The organism is Halalkalibacter sp. AB-rgal2, assembly GCF_041821005.1.
Lineage (GTDB): Bacteria > Bacillota > Bacilli > Bacillales > Bacillaceae_D > Halalkalibacter.
Map to the genome: position 1 here is coordinate 81,704 of NZ_JBGUAV010000012.1, position 22,091 is coordinate 103,794.

At 39.3% G+C, this 22,091-nt stretch carries 20 protein-coding genes; 13 read left to right on the forward strand and 7 right to left on the reverse strand.

What is annotated here, in order from left to right:
- Positions 1-7: 7 nt before the first annotated feature.
- The gene (locus ACERJO_RS11585; protein WP_373647546.1) at positions 8-2,146 is read left to right on the forward strand and encodes a TRAP transporter permease; all 2,139 of its coding nucleotides are present in this window, start codon (positions 8-10) and stop codon (positions 2,144-2,146) included.
- 581 nt (positions 2,147-2,727) lie between these two features.
- Here the strand turns inward: ACERJO_RS11585 and gloA2 are convergent.
- A complete protein-coding gene (gene gloA2, locus ACERJO_RS11590) occupies positions 2,728-3,114 on the reverse strand; it encodes an SMU1112c/YaeR family gloxylase I-like metalloprotein (protein ID WP_247102774.1) in 387 nt (128 codons plus the stop codon).
- Between the two features lie 155 nt (positions 3,115-3,269).
- Between gloA2 and ACERJO_RS11595 the strand changes: the two genes are divergently transcribed.
- On the forward strand, positions 3,270-3,890 hold the full coding sequence (locus ACERJO_RS11595) for a zinc ribbon domain-containing protein (RefSeq protein ID WP_373647547.1): 621 nt from the start codon (positions 3,270-3,272) through the stop codon (positions 3,888-3,890).
- 72 nt (positions 3,891-3,962) lie between these two features.
- Here the strand turns inward: ACERJO_RS11595 and ACERJO_RS11600 are convergent, their stop codons facing one another.
- Positions 3,963-4,106 (reverse strand): hypothetical protein, encoded by a 144-nt coding sequence (locus ACERJO_RS11600; RefSeq protein WP_247102779.1) that lies wholly within the window; start codon positions 4,104-4,106, stop codon positions 3,963-3,965.
- A 369-nt stretch (positions 4,107-4,475) separates the two neighbouring features.
- Here ACERJO_RS11600 and ACERJO_RS11605 point away from each other — a divergent pair, with 369 nt between their 5' ends.
- From ACERJO_RS11605 to ACERJO_RS11615, 3 genes are all read left to right on the forward strand, one after another.
- Positions 4,476-4,901: a hypothetical protein gene (locus tag ACERJO_RS11605; protein ID WP_373647548.1), complete on the forward strand. Its 426-nt coding sequence runs from the start codon at positions 4,476-4,478 to the stop codon at positions 4,899-4,901.
- 79 nt (positions 4,902-4,980) lie between these two features.
- Positions 4,981-5,697: a YebC/PmpR family DNA-binding transcriptional regulator gene (locus tag ACERJO_RS11610; RefSeq protein WP_373647549.1), complete on the forward strand. Its 717-nt coding sequence runs from the start codon at positions 4,981-4,983 to the stop codon at positions 5,695-5,697.
- Positions 5,698-5,815: 118 nt separating this feature from the next.
- The gene (locus tag ACERJO_RS11615) at positions 5,816-6,334 is read left to right on the forward strand and encodes a hypothetical protein (RefSeq protein WP_373647550.1); all 519 of its coding nucleotides are present in this window, start codon (positions 5,816-5,818) and stop codon (positions 6,332-6,334) included.
- Positions 6,335-6,458: 124 nt separating this feature from the next.
- Here ACERJO_RS11615 and ACERJO_RS11620 read toward each other — a convergent pair whose 3' ends face one another.
- Positions 6,459-7,778 (reverse strand): Na+/H+ antiporter family protein, encoded by a 1,320-nt coding sequence (locus tag ACERJO_RS11620; RefSeq protein WP_373647551.1) that lies wholly within the window; start codon positions 7,776-7,778, stop codon positions 6,459-6,461.
- A 241-nt stretch (positions 7,779-8,019) separates the two neighbouring features.
- On the opposite strand from ACERJO_RS11620, the gene ACERJO_RS11625 reads away from it, so the two are divergent.
- Positions 8,020-8,274, forward strand: a complete 255-nt coding sequence (locus ACERJO_RS11625) for a hypothetical protein (RefSeq protein ID WP_373647553.1) — start codon at positions 8,020-8,022, stop codon at positions 8,272-8,274.
- Between the two features lie 532 nt (positions 8,275-8,806).
- On the opposite strand, the gene sigZ is transcribed toward ACERJO_RS11625, so the two are convergent.
- The 3 genes from sigZ to ACERJO_RS11640 form a co-directional block, all read right to left on the reverse strand.
- Positions 8,807-9,379, reverse strand: coding sequence for an RNA polymerase sigma factor SigZ (sigZ, locus tag ACERJO_RS11630; RefSeq protein WP_373647554.1), 573 nt, complete (start codon positions 9,377-9,379; stop codon positions 8,807-8,809).
- A gap of 338 nt (positions 9,380-9,717) precedes the next feature.
- Positions 9,718-10,542, reverse strand: a complete 825-nt coding sequence (locus ACERJO_RS11635; protein WP_373647555.1) for an SGNH/GDSL hydrolase family protein — start codon at positions 10,540-10,542, stop codon at positions 9,718-9,720.
- A gap of 44 nt (positions 10,543-10,586) precedes the next feature.
- The gene (locus tag ACERJO_RS11640) at positions 10,587-12,437 is read right to left on the reverse strand and encodes an InlB B-repeat-containing protein (protein WP_373647556.1); all 1,851 of its coding nucleotides are present in this window, start codon (positions 12,435-12,437) and stop codon (positions 10,587-10,589) included.
- A gap of 181 nt (positions 12,438-12,618) precedes the next feature.
- Here ACERJO_RS11640 and galE point away from each other — a divergent pair, with 181 nt between their 5' ends.
- Positions 12,619-13,632, forward strand: coding sequence for a UDP-glucose 4-epimerase GalE (gene galE, locus ACERJO_RS11645; RefSeq protein WP_373647558.1), 1,014 nt, complete (start codon positions 12,619-12,621; stop codon positions 13,630-13,632).
- Positions 13,633-13,699: 67 nt separating this feature from the next.
- Here the strand turns inward: galE and galU are convergent, their stop codons facing one another.
- A complete protein-coding gene (galU, locus tag ACERJO_RS11650; RefSeq protein WP_247102800.1) occupies positions 13,700-14,584 on the reverse strand; it encodes a UTP--glucose-1-phosphate uridylyltransferase GalU in 885 nt (294 codons plus the stop codon).
- Positions 14,585-14,905: 321 nt separating this feature from the next.
- On the opposite strand from galU, the gene ACERJO_RS11655 reads away from it, so the two are divergent.
- The 6 genes from ACERJO_RS11655 to ACERJO_RS11680 all read left to right on the forward strand — a co-directional run.
- Positions 14,906-16,024 carry a glycosyltransferase gene (locus ACERJO_RS11655; RefSeq protein WP_373647559.1) on the forward strand — a complete coding sequence of 373 codons (1,119 nt, stop codon included), beginning with the start codon at positions 14,906-14,908 and terminating at the stop codon, positions 16,022-16,024.
- 16 nt (positions 16,025-16,040) lie between these two features.
- Positions 16,041-17,168 carry a glycosyltransferase gene (locus tag ACERJO_RS11660; protein WP_306421060.1) on the forward strand — a complete coding sequence of 376 codons (1,128 nt, stop codon included), beginning with the start codon at positions 16,041-16,043 and terminating at the stop codon, positions 17,166-17,168.
- A 15-nt stretch (positions 17,169-17,183) separates the two neighbouring features.
- Positions 17,184-17,954 carry a glycosyltransferase family 2 protein gene (locus tag ACERJO_RS11665; RefSeq protein WP_373647560.1) on the forward strand — a complete coding sequence of 257 codons (771 nt, stop codon included), beginning with the start codon at positions 17,184-17,186 and terminating at the stop codon, positions 17,952-17,954.
- A 67-nt stretch (positions 17,955-18,021) separates the two neighbouring features.
- Positions 18,022-18,798 (forward strand): ABC transporter permease, encoded by a 777-nt coding sequence (locus tag ACERJO_RS11670; RefSeq protein ID WP_373647561.1) that lies wholly within the window; start codon positions 18,022-18,024, stop codon positions 18,796-18,798.
- Between the two features lie 11 nt (positions 18,799-18,809).
- Complete coding sequence (locus ACERJO_RS11675; RefSeq protein WP_373647562.1) at positions 18,810-20,342, forward strand: ABC transporter ATP-binding protein; 1,533 nt, start codon at positions 18,810-18,812, stop codon at positions 20,340-20,342.
- Positions 20,343-20,360: 18 nt separating this feature from the next.
- Positions 20,361-22,091 (forward strand): glycosyltransferase (locus tag ACERJO_RS11680; protein ID WP_373647564.1); only part of this gene is annotated, 1,731 nt, incomplete at its 3' end.

Genomic DNA, 22,091 nt, shown 5'->3' on the forward strand with positions numbered 1-22,091 from the left:
GATTAAGTTGGAGCGTGATGAAACAGCTAATCAAAAAGTCAATGAGCTCGCTGGAAGCGATCGAGTCGTCCGAGGTTGGATGGCGTTGCTTATATTAGTTATTGCAGTCGTCATGTCGATCTATCACCTATATACAGCTGGATTTGGCTTAATGCCTGGTGTTGGAACAAGGTCGCATATGATCATTCACTTGTCGTTAGGATTAGCACTTGTCTTTCTTATTTTTCCAATAAAAAAAGGGCTTAACCAACAGCGGATAGCGACATATGACTTTGTCATTGCAGGTATAGCGATTGTCGTAGGATATTATTTATATGCCAATCAAACATCACCTTCGATATTATCTGGACGTATGACGTTCATCGATTTACTTGTTGGAATTGTCTTACTGCTTTTAGTGATAGAAGCTACACGGCGAGTCGTTGGTAAGCCCCTCGTCATTATTGCTTGTGTATTTATGACGTATTTCTTCATCGGTGGCTTTCTTAGTCCGCCTTTTCGCCATACACGTGCTAATTTTCAGCAATTTATTTATGAAATGGGCTATACGACATCTGGTATTTTCAGTACACCGTTATCCGTTTCGGCAACATATGTGTTTATCTTCATCTTATTTGGAGCCATATTAGAAGCGACAGGTGCAGGAAAGATGTTTATTGACCTTGCTTTACGAGCATTTGGAAAGTATAAAGGAGGCCCAGCGAAAGCGGCTGTCGTCTCTTCAGGAATGCTCGGCTCTATATCAGGCAGCTCCGTTGCAAATGCTGTAACAACAGGAACATTTACGATTCCATTAATGAAAAAAGTTGGCTTTAAGCCACAGGTGTCAGGTGGAATTGAAGTAGCTGCATCGTCAAGTGGTCAGCTCCTGCCGCCCATTATGGGGGCTGCAGCCTTTCTGATGATTGAATACACACCATATACGTATGCGGAAATTATTAAATCTGCTGCCATTCCAGCAATATTAAGCTATATCGCGATTTTGTTTATGGTTCATTTAGAAGCATCGAAACATCACATTAAAGGATTGCCAAAGGAAGCGCTTGTTTCTGGACGGAAAACGCTCATCCAACATGGCTATTTAATTTTACCTGTTATCGTGCTTGTATATTTTTTAGTACAAGGAAACACGGTACCCAATGCCGCTTTTTTTGCGATTATATTGTTACTTGTGCTAGCAAGCTTCACACATCGATTAAGGGAACGATTTGGTGCAGGTATGCTCGTTGCAGGGGGAGTCGCTGTTATCGCGTTTGCCTTACATTATTTCTTTGCATGGCGATTAGAGGTTGCGGTGATGGTGACGATTGGAATTATCGTTGCGCTTATGGTTGTATTGTTACAGCGTAGCTTTTATGTACAATCAGCTCCTGTACGCTTTGGATTAAGAGAGCTTATTTCTGGTTTAGAAATGGCGGCACGAAACTCTTTAACGGTTGTCGTTGCTTGTGCAACAGCTGGGATTTTAATTGGAGTGATTAATTTGACTGGCTTGTCAGCGAAGCTACCAACGATTATTGTAAACTTTGCTGGTGAACACTTAATACTTGCGCTTGTATTTACATTAATAGCGTGTTTAATTTTAGGATTAGGGTTACCGACGACTGCTACATATGTCATTTTAGCAGCGATGGTTGCCCCGGCACTTGTACAAATGGGGGTGCCGATTATGGCAGCGCATCTCTTTGTCCTTTACTATGGAATACTAGCTGATGACACTCCACCGATTAATCTGCCTGCATATGCTGTTTCGGGAATTGCGAAATCAGAGCCGATTCGAACCGGGATACAAGGGTTTAAGTTCGACTCTGGCGCTCTGTTATTACCCTTTGTATTTACGATGAATACAGCTATTTTACTTTTGCCAGAACAAGCAGGTATGTATAGTTGGTTGGAAATAGCCCAATATATTTTCACTGCACTCGTTGGTATATTGGCATTTGTTATGTTCATTCAAAACTATTTACTTGTGCGACTAACGATTATTGAACGACTGCTTGCCCTTGTGACAGCACTTGTCTTTATTCACGGATCGAGTATGACAGATATCATTGGGGTTTTCCTGTTTGGAGTGTTAATGGTATGGCAAGTGATGAGAAAAAGGAAGAGTGAGGTAGAAAAAGCTCACGAGGTTAATATAGAATAATTGGTTGAAGTATTTGCATAGTTAGCTCTTCAAGCCATAAATGAGCAGTAGAACAAATACACAGAGTGCACGTTCACCGCACCTGAAATATCCTTTGCTTTCCGTGGGAAACTAGTGAGTCTTCTCGTGGTAACGGCGAAGGCACTGAAAAAGTACAAATTCACTTTTTCAGTACCTTTGTAACGATCTTTTCTTTATTGAGTTCACTCCTCACACGAAGTTATTTTCATTCTTTTTGATGGAACGTCATTCCGTTATTTCCTTTATAAAGACTATATGACGGACATTTCGGATCCTCGTTCCGCTATTTAACCTTTTGCGCTTCGCTTTGCTCTTATTTTGGCCTATTAGCGGAATGACGTTCCACTTCGTACTGAAAAATGCTATATCTAGCTATTTTAACGGAATGACGTTCCGCTTGATACAAAGAAAGATCGCTTTGGTTGTTGCTTTTTCAGTGCTACGGCGCGGGGTCTCACCTTTGCTTTTTATCCGCTACGCTCTTCAAAGCGACTTTTGACAGCACTCCAATCACAAAGGGATTGTTGCTTTAACATGATGTTGTTTCATGCTGAACTAATTCATTGCTCATACAACTCAATAGGTAAGCCGTCTGGGTCTGGAAAGAAAGTAAAACGTTTTCCTGTTGTATCATCTAAACGAATAGGCTCAACTGAAATTCCATTGAACTCAAGCTCAGCCTTTGCTTCTTCCACATTTTGAACTAAAAAAGCTAGATGTCGTAACCCTTGAGCCTCGGGATAGCTAAGGCGTTTAGGACTGTTTGGAAAGGAAAAAAGCTCAATTTGATTGTGCGCACCTACAGCTAAGTCAAGCTTATAGGAATCACGCTCCTCACGATACGTTTCTTTTATAATAGGTAAATTAAGAACCTTTGTGTAGAAATGTTTAGACTTTTGATAATCAGAACAAATAATGGCTACATGATGAATGTGGTTCAAGTTCATGACACGGCCTCCTCATAAGATAATACTCATCCTACTTTTTTACTATTTTCCACTTTTTCCTACTTATTTTATCAACTAACCTTGTTATATAGTATAATAGAATGAAGGAAAAAAGTAGCCCTAGTAGTAAATTAATACAATGTGAGGTTATGCTTATGGTCATAAATTTTTGCCCGACATGTGGTGCAAAAAAAGAAGAAGGAGCGAAATATTGTGTTTCCTGTGGATTGGATCTTGAGTTATTTAATGTAGGAACTGTGCAGGAGGAATCGAGTGAAGAAGAGCAAGAGCAAGCAGAAGAGTTACGGTCGACTTCTAGAGTGCGTAAACTATCAGAATATTCGTCTGTGATCTCGTATGTTGCTAATGTATGCATGTTACTATCATTAGTGTGGATTTACGTTGTAGCTCGCAGAATCGTTACACATGGCGAATATACAATTGTGCCGCTCATTGCGCCAATGGTCGTGCTGTTATTGCTTTTATTCATCAGTCTGTTTTTGTATGAGCGTTATAGAGGCTATGCCCTATGGGGAGCTATTGCTTTATCTGTTATTGCATTTATTCCGTTTATCATGTTGTTCATTGAGTATACAAGAGTATTTTCTAATGGGTTGATTTCAAGTTCAGATCGGATGGGATTTGTTGTATTAGCCATCTTGCCATTAACGTTATTGAGTATTATTGTACTATCCCAAATCTCTTTCTTAGTCTGGACATTTATGAGAAGTAAGATAGAGAGCACCGAGCATGCGCAGCAAGCAATTGAACAATAATAGAGAGAAAACGTCTAGTGATCCGACCTTCATCACTAGACGTTTTCTCTATTACTATGTAGCCCTTGCTAATTAGAGCATGCTGGATAGAAATGTAACACCTACACCAATGGCAATCGCAATCATTGGTACAACTACATATGTGACTAAAAATTTCTTGCGCTGCTTCCGTTGCGCGATTTCTTCTGGTGTTAAATACACGATAATAGCCCCCATTAGTCTATTTCACCATACAGAGAAGACACTATTATAATCATTGTTTGGTAAAAATTCTAAGCGTTAGTTCCTGTAAATATGTGTTTAACTGTATGGACTGATTTAGACTTTTGTATGATATAAATTAGTATACTAGGAAAAAAGAAGGTAATCGATCCTTTTTAAGAAAAACAGGACTATTTTACTATGCTATTGGCACCTTATATAATGGCTAATCTTTGAATAGCATTTTTGATGATTTTTGACAGAATCATGTAGACGATGTATGTTATTATTTTTTTGATTAACTTATGATTCTCTTACCTAGATAAAAGAATTTACATTATAGTTAGGGTTTTAGGTAAAGTAATCAAAAGAGGTGAATGACAAGTGAAAAAATTACTAGTACATGTAGGTTTCCTTTTTTTATTAAGTGGGTGTTTCTCTTCTGATTCAACTATGTCACTATTGGATGAAGAAGTTATTGCGATTGGAATTTCTGAATCGAAGGGATTTGGAGGAATTAACGAAGATATTCTAATTCTTATCGATGAACAGGACGAGCTTGATACTCTAATGCATATTATTGAAACAGCACGAAAAGAGAATGAGATCAAAAGGACCGATGTTCAACCTGAGTTTGACTTGTTAATAGAATATAGTGAGGTAGATGGAACGTTTCCGACTCATGGGTTACATGTCATTATTGGGATGGATGGCGAGAAAAGTATTCTCTATTATATTGGCGATGAGACAGCTTATGTGACCTCAGAGGAAGACACGAGAGTTATGAGAGAAATGTTGTTGAATGATTAACACTCGATTCACAGTCTGTTTGTGCGGTATACTATAAGAAGAAAATACGAATCAAAAGAAATGAAGGTGAGTGGGTAGGATGGGTCGTAAATGGAATAATATTAAGGAAAAGAAGGCTTCTAAGGATGCAAATACGAGTCGAATTTATGCGAAATTTGGCCGTGAAATATATGTCGTCGCGAAGCAAGGTGAGCCAGATCCGGAGTTGAATCAAGCGCTAAAGGTCGTTCTAGAACGTGCGAAAACGTATAATGTCCCAAAAGCAATCATAGATCGTGCTATTGAAAAGGCGAAAGGTGGCGAAGAGGAAAACTACGATGAGCTTCGTTATGAAGGCTTCGGCCCTAATGGCTCGATGATTATTGTCGATGCATTAACAAATAATGTGAATAGGACGGCCTCAGAAGTTCGTGCTGCCTTCGGTAAAAATGGTGGGAACATGGGTGTGAGTGGTTCGGTTGCCTATATGTTTGATGCGACAGCTGTTATTGGAGTTGATCAGAAGAATGAAGAGGAAGTGCTAGAGCTTTTAATGGAAGCGGATGTTGAAGTGAGAGATTTGTTTGAAGAAGATGAGGCTGTCATTGTATATGCTGAGCCTGAGCAATTTCATGCTGTACAAGAGGCTTTTAGGCAAGCCGGGGTTACAGAGTTTACTGTTGCTGAGTTAACGATGCTCCCGCAAAGTGAAGTATCATTAGAGGCAGATGATCAAACGCAGTTAGAGAAATTAATTGATGTACTAGAAGATTTGGAAGATGTGAAGCAAGTGTATCATAATGTCGATTTAGCTTAAAAAATCGTTAAAATGGGTATAAAATAATAAATGCTTATAGAGGCTGTTCAAAAAAGGGTGTTTTTTCCCTTTTTGAATGACCTCGAACAATGAGTGTAGACAACGAGGAGTGATACCGATGAAAAAGTGGATTTTTACATTGTTATTTGTATCTTTTATAGTAGTAGGCTGCAGCCAAGAAGACAACGATATAGACATTGAGCAATTAGAGGCTGAGTATGAAGAGTTACTTGAGAAAATCGAAGAAAAGGAGCTTGAATACGAACAGCTAGTAGAAGAGGTTGAGCAGCTTCGCCAAGAATTAGAAGAACCAGGAGGTGATTCTGAGCCGAATGATGAATCAGATCCAAATGGAGATAATGGTGAAAATGGACAAGAAGAAGAGCCTGCTGAGGAGCCTGTCGAGGGGATTGATGGATCGATTACGCTAGACCAAGGTTATTATATTATTGGAGCAGACTTACCGAGTGGAAGCTATTTGGCTCAAGCTGATGGTGCTGAAGGCTTGCTAAGCATTAGAGGTCCAGACGGTACAACCAAGTATGAAAACATCGTTTCAAATGAAGGTGTGTCGATTGAGTTAGAGCAAGGAGATACGTTTGAAATTGAAGTATCAACGACGTTAACAGTTGAATAGCAGTAAAATAAGAAACAAGCACAGAGCGATAATACCGGCTGTGCTTGTTTTTGTTATGATTGGAATGGAGAAAGGCAAGGAAACTAGTTGAATATATGGATCATTGCTTTAATTCAAGTCTGACTTATAACACCATTGCTGCGAGCCAACCAAATAATAGCAATGGGATATTAAAGTGTATGAAGGTTGGGACGCATGTATCCCAAATATGATTATGCTGTCCATCGGCGTTTAAACCAGCTGTTGGTCCGAGTGTACTATCAGATGCAGGAGCACCAGCATCACCGAGTGCACCAGCTGTTCCGATTAAAGCAATAATCGCTAATGGCGAAAAACCAGCAGCTATTCCTAATGGAACAAACAGTGTTGCGATAATTGGGATTGTCGCAAAAGATGAACCAATGCCCATTGTGATGAACAAACCTATGATAAGCATGAGAAGAGCAGCTGCGGCTTGATTGTCACCGATCATATTTGTAGCTTGAGTGACGAGCAAATCAACGTGACCAGTTTCACGGATAACAGCAGCGAAACCCGAAGCTGTTAACATAACAAAACCGATGAAAGCCATCATTTTCATTCCTTCTGTTACAACTCCGTCCGCTTCCTTCCATTTCAAAGAGCGTGTAGCAAATAAGACGATTAACCCTGATAATGCAGCCGCAATCATTGACTCAAAAGCCGTCTGAACGACCAATGTCACAAGAATGGCAGCAACAGCTGAAATGACAGACCACTTAGTATAATCTTGGTTTGTTTCAGATGAACCAATCACAGGTTTGTTCTCATAGATTCGTTTTTTTCGGTAAGTGAACAGGACGGCAATGAGTAAACCGACGACAAGACCTATCGTTGGTAACAGCATCGCAGTTGGAACGTCTGATAAGGCAATCGTTAATTGATTTTCATTCATATTGTCGGCAATAATTTCGTGGAAAAGCGCCCCGAAACCATATGGCAAGAAAATATAAGGAGCTGTTAATCCGAATGTTAAAATTGTAGCTATTGCACGTCGGTCCACTCCTAATTCATTTAGAATTTGCAGAATAGGTGGAATGAGAATCGGAATAAAGGCAATATGAATCGGGACAGCGTTTTGAGAAAGGCATGCGACAAATGTTAATAAGAAAAAAATAAGTGCCTTTGATAATGCGGCTTTTTGCGAATCATTTTTTGTTCCGACTAAGCGGATAACGAACTTTACCATGACATTAGGTAAGCCAGTTCGAGCAACGGCAACAGCGAAAGCCCCTAGCAATGCATAGCTTAATGCGACAGAAGCTCCTCCACCTAACCCTTCATTGAAGGTAGCCATTGTATGTTCAAAGCCTAATCCGCCAATAAGACCACCAACAAGTGCACCGATCGCTAATGCAAGGACTACGTGTACTTTTGATAAACTAAGAATAAGCATAATTAAAACAGCTATTAAGACAGCATTCATGGTGTATCATCTCCAAAATCCTTTAGTTTGATAAATCGCTAATATGTGAAAGTCTTTATCAAACTATCATTTTTCTAGAATAATGTCAATCTGTGATTCTAATGTAAGAATCCAAACCTATGTAAAAAAAGGCGAAAGATTACCTAACCAAAAAGAGGATAATCTGTCATAGCCGTCGTACAATATACATAATAATAATGAACTTGCTGATTACATTTTAAAAATGAAAAGGAGAGTCATGATGGAAAGAAACGTTAAAAACAGTGCTAGAGTAAATAAATATTATTTAGCTGAAATTGATATTAACCCTAAAAAGCATCAAACGGAACGATGGAGCTGGGACATATACATTTCAACAAATGATGACGATCAATACTATGGTAAGGCTCATGCACCTGGTAGAGGGCTTGAAGTTCCGTGGACTCAATTAGAGAAGCCGGACTTTTTAGCTGAAATGATTGATTTATGTGAACAACAGATTCCACGTGCGCAGTAAGAAATAACACTTCACTTTATGTACTTAAATTAAAAGGAAGAGGCTGAGACAAACCCCTCCTCTGAATGGAAAGAGGCTGGGACATAACTAAAGTGTCTACCTGGAAACCCGAACAAAAGATGAACGTAGCGGATGAAATATACGTAGACTCCTGCGGGATGAAAAGCCAAGGGTGAGACCCCGCAGTGCGAAGCACGAGGAGGCTCACCGGCTTCCCGCGGTAAGCGAAGTATATTTCAGGAGCGGTTTACGTCCTCCATCTATCATTGTTCGGCTTTTCTTTTAGTTAAACCACTTTTGTCCCAGCCTCACTCTTTAAATAAGTGGCTGTCACAGATTCGTTCCGTTGCGCTCGCATTCACACTTGCAGATGCACTCACAATTGCACTCACAATTACACTCACAACTTTTACTCATATTGTCACCTCCAATCATTGGAATAATGGATTGCATGATAGAAGACGATTGATAAATAAAAAAGATGCAGTGTGTATTTCATTGTATGGACTAGGTCGTGTGTTCCTATGAGAAATTAGTTGGCATTGCATTTATGATTATGACAATAACTAGGAGCATTAGTTTTATTTAGACGGTACTCAATAATGTTGCCATATCGGTCTGATTCAATATGGCAGCAATTGGTTAGGATCTTTTTTAAATTCTTTTTTCCTCTTTGTACTCTCGATTTTGCCCCTGAGAACGAAAGGCCTAAGTGTTCACTTAATTTTTTTTGACTCATTCCATCTAGTTGTGTCAACTTAATAGCTTCTTTGTATATAGCTGGTAGTTGATTGATCATAGGCGTGATGCACATGGCAAGTTCAGAATTGAAGTTAGGATCTGTCGATACATCATGTACCTCAATTTGATCTGGCAATTTAGTTGACGGTTTTTGCTTTCTATAGTAATCAATAATCGTATTTCTTGTTAGTTTATATATCCAAGGGAGTATCTTTTCCTCGTCTTTCACGGTGTTTATATGAGCTGTGATCTTCATAAATACTTCTTGTATGATGTCTTCTGCATTAGCTGGATCAGAAACGCGTTGGGTGACGAACTTCTTTAAAGGCTCATGAAACTGTAGCCATAAACGTTCAATATCCATATTTAGTTCCTCCATTTAAATGATATGTGCTCCTAAAGAATAAAGACGTTTAAAAAAGCAAATGGACGCAATTTGTCATAACAACGTATTATAAATAATTTTATGCCGTATATGTCTCTCTTTCCTTGATCATACTTGTTCATAAAAGGAGGAGAGGGTCTATGCACGAAGATCATAATATGGTAAAGGGGCTCTTGTGGGGGACATTATTAAGCTTACCGTTGTGGCTGTCACTGTTTGGATGGGTGAAGATGTTAAGTGGGATATTATAATAAAGAAAGCGCAGAGTCTGGTGTTACCTTTTCTGCGCTTTCTTTACTACGTATGGGAGGCTTTCTTTAATTAGTAAGCAACTCATATAATGCCTCAGCCCAAACTTGGTGGCCTTGTTCATTCGGACGAGCACTATCAATATAGTTTTGTAAATCAGGATCATCAGTTGCTGGCCAAGCGAACCAATAATCAACAAATAAATAGCCTTCCTGTGCAGCGAATTGTTCCAATGCCTCGTTTTGTTGTAAATAATATTCAGCACCATAGAGTGGATTCCCAGGCATTAAAATGATTTCCGTTTCTTCTAATCCTACTTCTAAAGAAGATAAGATTCTTTCTAGCATTTCAATCGAATCCTCTTTCATTAACAACCCATTATCATTCAACAAAAATGGCTCAATCAAAAGGACTTCTGGTTGGAGATTCATAACGGCATCAATGTGATCACTTTCTGCTACTTCAAATGTATTCAAGCGATCTACATCGACAATGTCCATCGTTATTTGAACGTCCTCAGCATGGCCTTGTAAGGAGCTAGCTAATAAATTAGGCCATGATGCTTCTGTGTTATCAAGTGTAATGGATGTCGAGCCTAATACGGCTATTTTTAATGTACCGTCCTCACCATATTGTTCGATCCATTCGCTAAGCATCCCGCTAGCTGAGGTAGGTGTTAATTGCTTGCTTGAGTCCTCGGATGAATCGTCATTGTCTAATGCTTCATCCTCATTACTTGGTTGCTCGTTATCACGTATTTCTTCGTTCACATCTACATCTGTTTGATTGGCGTCATCGGCAATCGTTTGAAGCTTTTGTTGATAATAGTAATGCCCTCCGATAATTAAGATGATGGCTAACACGATCGTGCTAATAAATAACGTCGTTTTCAAAACAAATTTTCCGCCCTTCTCTAATTTCAAAGATTAAGATAATTTTAGTCATCCTCAGTTTCTTGTTGCTCATCTTCCCCATTCTGTATTTCGGTAAAGACAGCTGTGATTGATTTCGATTGATCCATTGGGATTGTAAGTGTCTTTCGAGAACCTGAAGCATCTCCTTCCCAATGACTAAACTCCCATCCACTATTAGGACGTGCCTCAAGTGTAATTGAAGTCCCCTTTTCTATTTCGTGTTGAGTACGGTTGGATAGGACAATCCCGTTTCCTCTACGAGATACAGTCAGTTGAACGCTCTCTGGTTTGGGTTCTTCCTTCTCCACTTCTTTCTTGTCCTCATTATTCGTTGGCGGCTTCTCCTCCGCTGGTGGAGTCGGGCTTGCTGAACCGTTATTGCTAGAAGGTGTATTTGAGCCTGAATCTGCATTAGAGCCTGAGCTTGACCCTGCATTCGAATGAGAGTTACTTTGTCCACCTGACGTTTGTTCGACTTCTCTGAAAATAGCTCGTAATGATGTATCTTCCTGCATCGTAATGGTAAATGTTGGTTGCGTACTTTCCTTTGTGCCTGTCCAACGAACGAATTCCCAGCCAGAGTCAGGTGTCGCTTGTAACGTAACGGTATCGTTTGCTTGGAATGTTGAATCAGCACGGTCCTTTGTTACAGTCCCTGCTCCTGATTTTGATAGGGCTAATGTATATTCGCCTGTGTCGCGTGTGAACACAGCCATAATGGAGAGGTGATCATCTACGGTGATATCACGTATAGCCTCAGATCCTTCTAAGTCTCCTTCCCACCTTGCAAATGTCCAGCCCTGTGCAGGGATCGCTTCAATTGTAATAAGTGTTCCTGGCTCATACGTGTCCTGATCGGGGAAGATCGCTACGTGCCCTTCTCCAGTAACATTCGTTAACACGGTATGATTGTCACCAGAAATTCGAACATCCAACGAGGTGGTCAAGCCATCAGCTGTTGCGTGAATCGTTTCAATGCCCTCTTCTTCAGCACGAAATTGAATCGCTTGAGTATTCGTTTCATGTTCTATTAGTGTACCAAGCTCCTTTTCTAACGCCCATTCAGGGGTAATGTCCATGAATTCATCGTTGCTGTCATATGCCACGATCGAAAGCTCTAGCTCTTGGTTCATGGCAAGTAAAGGTGTTTCATCGATGTTTTCCCAGACGATTTCTTCGGCAACTTGTTCTTTTACTATGATAGCTAATTCGCGCTCTATAGAACCAGATGTGGCAACAATGGTGGCTTCCCCAATCTCGATTCCTTCAATTCGTAAACCGAGGTCGTCCTCTTCATCCATTATAGAAGCGATATCATCATTTTCACTCGACCACTCCGCCTCAAGAGGGATCATGCGGCTTTCTCCGTCTGACCAAACAAGTTCAATAGCGCGTTCGTGTCCGATTTGAATGAAAGGACGCTCTATATGAATTTGAATGTGATCCATAAATTGATCGTACGTCTCTTGAAACTCTCCTATGTCTGCTTGTTGCATGCCAAGCTCTAGAGTAGTAATAGCATCAGTTAAGTTGGATTGACTAGTGTATAAATCAACTAAATGTGAATAGAAAATCGATACTTCTGGTTGTAAATCAATACCGGCCTTTAATGTTTGCTCAGCTAAATCAAGCCTAGCGATGCCGACGTAGCTATGTGCTAATCCAACACGTGCATTGATGTGCAAAGGGTCGATTGCTAGAATTTCTTTATACAGTTCAATGCTTTCATCGAAATGAGCTTGATCAAAGGAATTTTTTGCTTCAAGCTCTAACTCTTCAATCTTACCACTAGATTCGAAAGGGAATACAAGCATAGATCCGACACCAATTATAATAACAAAGCTGATAATGGAAATGACAGCTTTCTTAGACATAGAAAACACCTTCTTTTACTAGTTGTTGGGTCAAAATAATAGAGGATAATAAGGATATTTGCTAGAATACTATTTTTATTATAATAAAAGCACCCAAATAAAGGAACAGTTCGTCGCAAAAAAGAGTGAAGGATGTTGAAAGAAATTTCCTTATGATATAGTTACGATAAAGGAGTGAGTAGTGATGATTCTTGTTACTGGTGGAGCTGGATATATCGGAAGCCATACTTGCGTTGAGTTACTTGAGGAAGGTTATGACATCATTGCTGTGGATAATTTATCCAATAGTCATCGTGAAGCGATTAGAAGAGTAGAGCAAATTACAGGGAAAACGTGTGCCTTTGAACAGGTTGATTTATTGGATTATGAACAGTTAGAGACAGTGTTTGAAAAATACAACATTGATGCGGTCATCCATTTTGCTGGATTAAAAGCAGTTGGGGAGTCTGTTGAAATGCCATTGCACTATTATCATCAAAATGTGACAGGGACGATTTATTTATGTGAAGTGATGCAAAAGTACGGAGTGAAAAAGCTAGTATTTAGCTCATCGGCAACAGTATATGGATTATCTGACGATGTACCTTTAGTTGAAACAACTCCACTTGGAGCAACAAACCCTTATGGACGAACAAAGCTTGTTATTGAACAGATGCTAGAAGATTTGTTTCGTGCTCAGTCAGATTGGTCGATTGCGCTACTCCGTTATTTCAACCCAGTAGGAGCACATACTAGTGGACTTATTGGTGAAGACCCAAATGGAATTCCGAGTAATTTAATGCCTTTTATTACTCAAGTGGCAATCGGAAAATTGGACGAGCTAACGGTATTCGGTCATGATTATCCGACAAAAGATGGGACAGGCATTCGTGATTATATTCATGTCGTGGATTTAGCTAAAGGACATGTGAAAGCACTTAAGAAATTAAGCCAATTCACAGGGATCGATGCGTATAATTTGGGAACAGGGAATGGGTATAGTGTCCTAGAAATGATTCAGGCCTTTGAGCAGGCATCAGAGCGAAATGTACCATATGTCATAAGTGAGAGACGTCCAGGAGATATAGCGATCTGTTATGCTGACCCGACAAAAGCATTTCGGCAGTTAGATTGGAAAGCGGAAAAAGGAATCGAAGAAATGTGTCGCGATGCGTGGAATTGGCAGAGGATGAATCCTTATGGGTATGCTGAATAGCCGTTTAGAGGAAATGGAGAAAAGACAGCGAATCATCAAATGAGGCGCTGTCTTAATTATTGTAGCCTTACTTTACAAGGTTTTCGTTCGCTTTCTTTTCGATGTATTTCAACACATCATCGCGAAGATCATCACGGTTTAACGCAAAGTCAATCGTTGCCTGGATAAATCCGAGCTTATCACCGACATCATAACGTTTTCCAGTAAATTCACATGCTAACACAGCTTGCTGCTGATTAAGCTTAACGAGCGCATCTGTTAATTGGATTTCGTTCCCTGCTCCAGGCTCAAGCTTCGCTAAAATATCAAATATTTCAGGGCGTAGAACGTAACGTCCCATAATGGCGAAGTTCGATGGAGCTTCTGCAGGTTTAGGCTTTTCTACTAATGTTTCGACATGAATGACATGCTCTTCAATTTCATTGCCCTTTGGTGCAATGATGCCGTATTTTGAAACGTCCTCATCTGCTACAGGCTGAACGCCGACAACAGATGAATGGTATCGATTGTATACATCTATCAGTTGCTTCAAGCAAGGAGTATCTGATTCAACAATATCATCGCCTAATAGAACTGCGAAGGGCTCGTCACCGATAAAGCGACTAGCACAAGCAATCGCATGTCCAAGTCCTTTTGGTTCCTTTTGCCGAATGTAATGGATGTTCGCAATATTGGATATCGACTGAACCTCTTTTAGCATTTCATACTTTTCTTTGTGAGCTAATGTTTCTTCAAGCTCATATGATTTATCAAAATGGTCTTCAATAGCCCGTTTTCCACGGCCACTCACGATGATAATATCTTCAATACCGGCAGCTACTGCTTCTTCCACGATATATTGAATCGTTGGCTTATCGACAATTGGAAGCATTTCTTTCGGTTGGGCTTTCGTAGCAGGTAAAAATCGTGTTCCAAGACCTGCAGCTGGAATAATGGCTTTACGAACCTTCATGAACAGTCACCTCTTAAAGATAATGTCAATCTATTTTATCATAAGTATGAAATGAACGTGTCATTCCAAACAATGTAAATCGTTGAAATTGCTTCAACTCTATTAAACCTCTTTCTGTATCAATGAGCAACCTATATTAGATAATTAAAAGAATTAAAAAAGTCTTGTGTAGGTAGAGATATATGAAAAATATTAAAAATGTTGTGTCATCGTTTGTAACGATTAAAAGAAAAGAGACTTCATTTAAGTGAATATGGTATAATCGATTATTGGTTTATGAGCAAAGTACGTACCGCTAATTAGAAAGGTCGGTAGCTTGTGATGAAGAAAGTGAAAATCCTCTTTTTTATTTACCAAATGGGTGGAGGAGGAGCGGCGAGAACGTTATTAAATATTATAAATAATGTTGATCGTGAACGCTTTGCCCCTTATTTAGTGACCCTTAATATGAATGGGTCTTATGAGAATGAATTAAAGGAAGATGTGACATTTATTAAATTAGAAACAGCTCGCTTAAGTCGGTCTATTGGACGGCTTAAGGAGATTATACAAACGGAACAAATTGATCTCGTGTTTAGTACCATTCCGCGAGTGAATACGATTGCGATTCTTGCCAATCGTTTATCAAGGACAGGTGCTAAAAATGTGATTCGAGAAGCAGATAATTTAGGTGGAAGCTTTAAAGAAAATATGCAGCTGATCGGCTTTGGTCTTGTTTATAAACTCGCTCACCAAATTGTGTCATTATCAGAAGGGGTGAAGGCGAACTTAGTGAAGCGGTACAAAGTGAAGCCTGAAGAGGTTAAGGTCATTTATAATCCGGTAGATTTACGATTGATTGCACAGAAACGGAAAGAAGAAGATATGGATTCTGTTCATCAAGCATTATTTGATACGGGAGATAAGGTCATTGTAACAGCAGGGCGTCTAGTGAAGCAAAAGGATCAAGAAACTCTTATACGCGCGTTTTACGCATTAAATCAAAAAGTGAGTAGTCAACTCATTTTATTAGGAGAAGGGCCGTTAAAAGAGAGCTTACTCTCACTTGGTGTCGAATTAGGGATTGCTGATCGTATTCATTTCTTAGGCTTCCAGGCGAATCCTTATCAATATTTTTCCAAGGCTGATTTATTTGTACTGACGTCGATTCATGAGGGCTTCAGTCATGTTATTGCAGAAGCACTTGCTACAGGGACACCTGTCGTAGCGACGGATTGTCATTCAGGGCCAAGAGAGGTATTGGATGATGGTAAGTATGGCGAGTTATGCGAAGTTGGTAATGAAATCGATGTAGCAAAAAAGATGGAAAAAGTACTTTTATATAATAAGGAAAAGAGTGAACAGGTTTCTCGAAATGGAATGGAACGCGCGGCTCATTTTGACGCTAATAAGATTGTTGCTCAATATGAAGCGTTATTTCTACAAACGTTAAAGCGTTAAAGGATGTGATTTACTGATGAAAAATCAAAAGGTCGTACATATAACGACCGTTCATCATCCACTAGATCCAAGGATTTATTATAAACAGTGTCAATCATTACAAAAAGCAGGCTACGATGTCACATTGATTGCTCCAAATGGAGAAGAGGTTATCGGTACAAGTGATATTCATGTTACGTCATTACAAAAGAGAAACGGACGGATAAAACGAATGCTGCTTTCTACGTTTGAAGCGTATCGAAAAGCAAAGAAGCTTCAAGCGGATGTTTACACGATTCACGATCCTGAATTACTTCCAGTTGCGTGGCTTTTGAAGAAGAAATCTAATGTCGTCATCTACGATATCCACGAGGATTATGAAACGAGTATTTTGCAAAAAGAGTATTTACCAAAGCTCGTACAAAAGGTGTTAGCGAAGGCGTATCGATTAATGGAATCGTTCTTCTCGAGAAGGCTTGAGCTTTGTTTAGCCGAAAAATATTATCAAGAAAAATATGAGCGAGGCATGTGCCTATTAAATTATCCTATCCTTGATCAAGGTGCGATTCAAGCAGAACGAAAGACGAATGAAACTTGTGATGAGCTAATCTATACAGGGAACCTTTCTGAAACGAGAGGAGCACTGACACAAGCACGAATTCCACTTTTTCATCCTGATGTAACCGTACGTTTCTATGGGAAGTGCGCAAAAGGTTTAGCTGAACAAATGTATGTCGAAGCTAAAGGTAAACAAGAGCACATTATCATTGAAGGGATTGAACGATATGTGCCAAAAGACGAAATTGACCAAGCCTATTTAGAGAAGCAATGGCTGGCTGGAATCGCGCTTTTTCCGTATGATCCTCATTATATGCGCAAAGAGCTTACGAAGTTCTTTGAATACATGAGTCATGGCCTGCCTATTTTATGCTCGGACTTTCCGGTGTGGAAGTCGTTTATCGATAAGCATCAATGTGGATTAGCAGTTGATCCTCATGATCAGAAGGCCGTTTATGATGCGATTGAATATTTACGAACGAATCGTGAAGAAGCGAGGAAAATGGGTGAAAATGGTCGACAGGCTGTAGTTAACGAATTAAATTGGGAGAAGGAAGAGGAGAAGCTAGTTGCTTGGTATCATAAACTAATCCCTTCTCATCAATAGAAAGGAAGGGGAGTAATGACTAAGCTGAATAATCAACAAGCCGATGTTTCGATTATTACCCCTGCATACAATGCAGCAACTTATATGGCTGATACAATTGAATCAGTCTTAGCGCAAACGTATGGAAGCTGGGAGATGCTAATTGTAGATGATTGTTCAACAGATGATACAGCTCAAATCGTACAAGCGTATGCAAGCCGCGATCCACGAATTCGCTTTATTCAATTAGCTCAAAATAGTGGTCCAGCTATTACTCGAAATACAGCCATTGAAGCAGCAAGCGGACGCTACCTTGCTTTTTTAGATAGTGATGATATGTGGCTTCCGAATAAGCTAGAGAGACAGCTTCAATTTATGCAAGAACGTGATCTCGCTTTTTCCTTCACTCAATATCGTGTGATGGATCTAGAAGGGAATGTAACAGATAAGCTAGAAGATGTGCCTGACGAAGCGACATATAAGGATTTATTGAAGCATAATGTGATTGGCTGCCTGACGGTTATGCTCGACAAAGAAAAGGTCGGAGCCGTTGAAATGGTCAATATCCGCTCGCGCCAAGACTACGTCCTCTGGCTACACATTTGTAAGCGAGGCTTTACTGCATACGGTCTAAAGGAGCCATTAGCTTTGTATCGTGTTGGACGTCAATCAGTTTCAAGCAATAAGGTGAAAATGGCTAAGCAAAACTGGCGCGTGTACCGCGAAATCGAAGGGTTAAATCTTGTTAAAAGCTTGTGGTATTTTAGTCATTATGTGGTGTTTAAGTTGGTGAAGTATGCTAGGTGAGGATAAAGAACCATTAGCTAAAGAAAAAAGCAGTCTGAAATTAATGTAGGCGGTGTAGTTAAAGAGAATGAGAAATTATATAAATGAAATTATAAAACGAAAAGACCTATTAATTTATTTAGTGAAATCAGGTTTGAAAGCTGAACATCGAAATAGCTATTTAGGTTATTTTTGGTGGTTATTAGACCCTCTGTTAAATGTTGCAGTCTATTTTTTCCTCGTTTCTATCATTTTAGGGAGATCAGGTGAAAATTATTTAGTGTATTTAGCCATTGGTTTAATATCGTGGCGTTGGATTAGTACGACAGTTAATTCTTCAGCTAAATCAATTACAAAGTATGCATCTATTATTAATCAGGTTTATTTACCTAAAACGATTTTTCCATTTGCCTTTACGATATCACAGTTATTTAATTTCGCCTTTGGTTTAGTAATCATTGCTATTTTCTTAGCTTTAAACGGAATCATACCAGGGTGGCAAGTTGTGTACTTACCACTGATCATTGCTGTACAATTGATCTTTTTAATTGCTATAGGATTAATGTTGGCGTATTTTAATGTCTTTATTCGTGATATTGATTATGTTCTTACTCATGTAACAAGAGTTCTATTTTATGCATCACCGATAATTTGGATGGGCGATCGATTACCTGATAAGTATAGTTGGGTTGTTGATATTAACCCGGTTGCGATTCTAGTAAATAGTTATCGTGATGTATTAATGTATCAAGCCGCTCCTAACTTAATAGGTCTTGCGGTCATTGCTTTTGTATCAGCACTTGTAAGTGTTGGTATGCTTTATCATTATAGTCGAAACGAACACAAAATTATTAAGGCATTGTAAAGGAGTTCATCATGTGTAAAGATAACATGTTACCCGATCAGAGTCGTGAAGTGATTGTTCAAGCTGATAATCTCGGAGTATGTTTTCCTGTTGGTAAACGAGATGATTATAAATCAAAAATGATCGATTTATTTAAGGGGAAACAGGTAGAAGGGCAAGCAAAGTATGTTTGGCCGATGAAGCATATTGATTTTCAAGGATACAAAGGTGAAGTATTAGGGATTATTGGATCAAATGGATCAGGGAAGACAACGTTATGTAAATTAATTTCGGGTATTTTGCAGCCGGATGAAGGTTCAATTCATGTAGATGGAAAAGTAACTGCACTGTTTTCTTTAGGAATGGGATTTAAGAAAGAGTTAACGGGTAGAGAGAATGTTTATTTAAACGGGATGATGCTTGGAATCGAGAAAGATAAAATAACTGAATATATTGATGATATTCATCAGTTTTCAGATTTAGGGAATTTCCTAGATCAACCAATGAAGTATTATTCGAGTGGAATGAAGGCAAGATTAGGTTTTAGTGTGGCAGCTCATATGGAGCCTGAGGTTTTAATTTTAGACGAAGCTTTAAACACTGGAGATCGAGAGTTTAGTCAGAAAGCAGCACAAAAGATGAGAGAACTTGTGAAAAAAGCGAAAATGGTTATTTTAGTCACACATAGTCTGAAATATGCAAAGAGAAATTGTGATCGTTTAATTTGGTTAGATAAAGGTGTCATTAGGGCTATTGGGGAGCCTGCTGAGATTATTAAACAATACAAGAAATCCATACCAGCAAGGAAGAGACGAAAGAAAGAGAAGCTAGAATTAGAAAAAACTGTTACGAGGATTCAAGATCAAGCTATTGTAAAAGCGGATAATGTAGCTGTTTCTTTTGAATTAAATAAACAACCCTTCTGGGCATTAAGGAACATTAGCTTTGAAATTAAAGAAGGGGAAGTTGTTGGGATCATCGGTCATAACGGAGCAGGAAAAAGCACATTGACTAAAGTCTTAACAGGTATATTGCGTCCTGAAGAAGGGACGTTACAATTAAATGGTGAAACCACTTCTTTATTAAGCTATGGTGCAGGGTTTAATGAACAATTAACGGGAACCGATAATATTTATTTGAATGGCATGCTCCTTGGAATAGACCAAGCAAAGGTTGAAAAGGATTTTCCGGAAATTGTCCAATTTTCTGGTCTAGAAAAATCAATTGACAAGCCAGTTAAGAACTATTCAAGTGGTATGAAGGCTCGTCTTGGTTTTAGTATTGCAGCAACCCTTCAACCAGATATTTTCATTATTGATGAAGCACTTTCAACTGGAGATATTGCTTTTCAGCAAAAGGCTAGTGAACGAATTCAAGAAATGATGGAACAAGCGAAGGCGGTTATTATTGTTACACACAGCATGACATTAACGAGACAATTGTGTACAAGGGCGATTTGGATGAAAAAAGGGCAAATCCAGTTTGATGGAGATCCTGAGCAAGCGGTCGAACTTTATCAAGAAAGTATTAAGAAGAAGCGTGAAACGGTACAAAACAAAGGATAATAACGGCGGTGGTAAACTGTGTTACGAGTAATGAAACGAAGCCTCATAGCGTCGATTGATTGGTTTTTATATCAATTTTTGAGTACGACTCAAAAAGAAAAGATGGCGAACATACTTACCGAGAAGCAAAAGGAAAAACTCAAGAAAATCATAAATCCAGGAAAAAAGCGTGCGCAAATTCGGAAGATAGAACGAATGAAGTATCGTCTGTACGAATTAGGATTTAGTAATCGATCTATTGAGGATTTTAAAGCCTTAGCTGCGGAAGAGGGGATTCTAAGGAAGTACGCTGCATGGGAGCTAGCAGTTTGGTATGTTAATCAATATAGCAAGCGTGGTGCAGAGCAAAGTCTTTATTATCTTAAAATCGCATTAGAGGGTGAGAAGGACTCAAGTACTATTCGCCGAGCCAAAGTCTTACAGGCAGAGTGTTATGCTCGTTTAGGGGAGGTTGAACAAGCGATACAATTACTGCGAGGTGAGCTACAACACTCTAAACATGTTGACCTCTATTTAGGGCTTGTAAGCTTGATTGAAAGTGCTGAGGAGAAGATGCTTTTATTAAATGAAATGTATCGGACTTTTCAAGTGTCTCCAATCTCATTTGCGAATGGGGATGATCAAACATTATATGATCGTTTAATTGGAACTACTGAAAGGGAAGTTAGCGATCAAGGTGCGAAAGTGTCTGTTATTATACCGGCTTACAATTGTGCTGAAACAATAGGAACAGCAATTGAATCGATGTTCAAACAAACATGGAATAACCTTGAAATATTAGTCGTTGATGATTGTAGTAAGGATCATACAAAAGACGTTATTATGCGTTACGCTAACCAAGATCAACGTGTTAACTATTTATCAACTCCAACGAATGGGGGAGCATATGTAGCTCGTAATATTGCTTTACAAATTGCGACTGGTGACTATGTAACGATTAATGACGCCGATGATTGGTCTCACCCTGAGAAAATTGAGATTCAAGTTAGACATTTAGAAGCAAATCGGTCAGTTATTGCTAACTTTTCTAACCAAGCTAGAACAACAAATCAATTAACTTTTTATCGTCGTGGGAAGCCTGGAATTTACATGTTTGCCAATATGTCGTCTTTTATGTTTAGACGAAAAAATGTAATAGAGAAGATAGGTTTTTGGGATAGTGTTCGCTTTGCAGGTGATTCTGAGTTGGTTAAAAGAGTAAAATGTACATTTGGTGAAAGGTCTGTCGTTTCTTTGGATACGGCTCCGCTCTCCTTTCAACGGCAAACGGAGGATTCATTAACAGGAAACTCAGCTTTTGGTTTCCCTGGTTACTTTATGGGTGCCCGAAAAGAATATAAAGATGCTCATGAAACGTATCACAAAAGCGGAAAGTCATTATATTATCCATTTCCACAGGAGGAGCGACCATTTCCGGTACCGGAGCCAATGTGGCCCAAACGAGAGGACAAGCCTGATGGGAGGCGACATTTTGATGTCATCATCGCATCAGAGTTCCGTTTACTCGGTGGGACAAACATGTCGAATGTAGAGGAAATCAAGGCACAAAGAAGGCTGGGGCTACGGACAGGATTGGTTCAGCTATCTCGTTATGATTTAAATTCAGCGACGGAGATGAACCCACAGGTACGAGAGTTATTGGGTGGAGACCAAGTATCTATGCTTGTATACGGTGAAAAAGTGAGCTGTGATGTACTGATTGTGCGTCATCCACCGATATTAGAGGAATGGCAGAAGTATGTGCCAGAC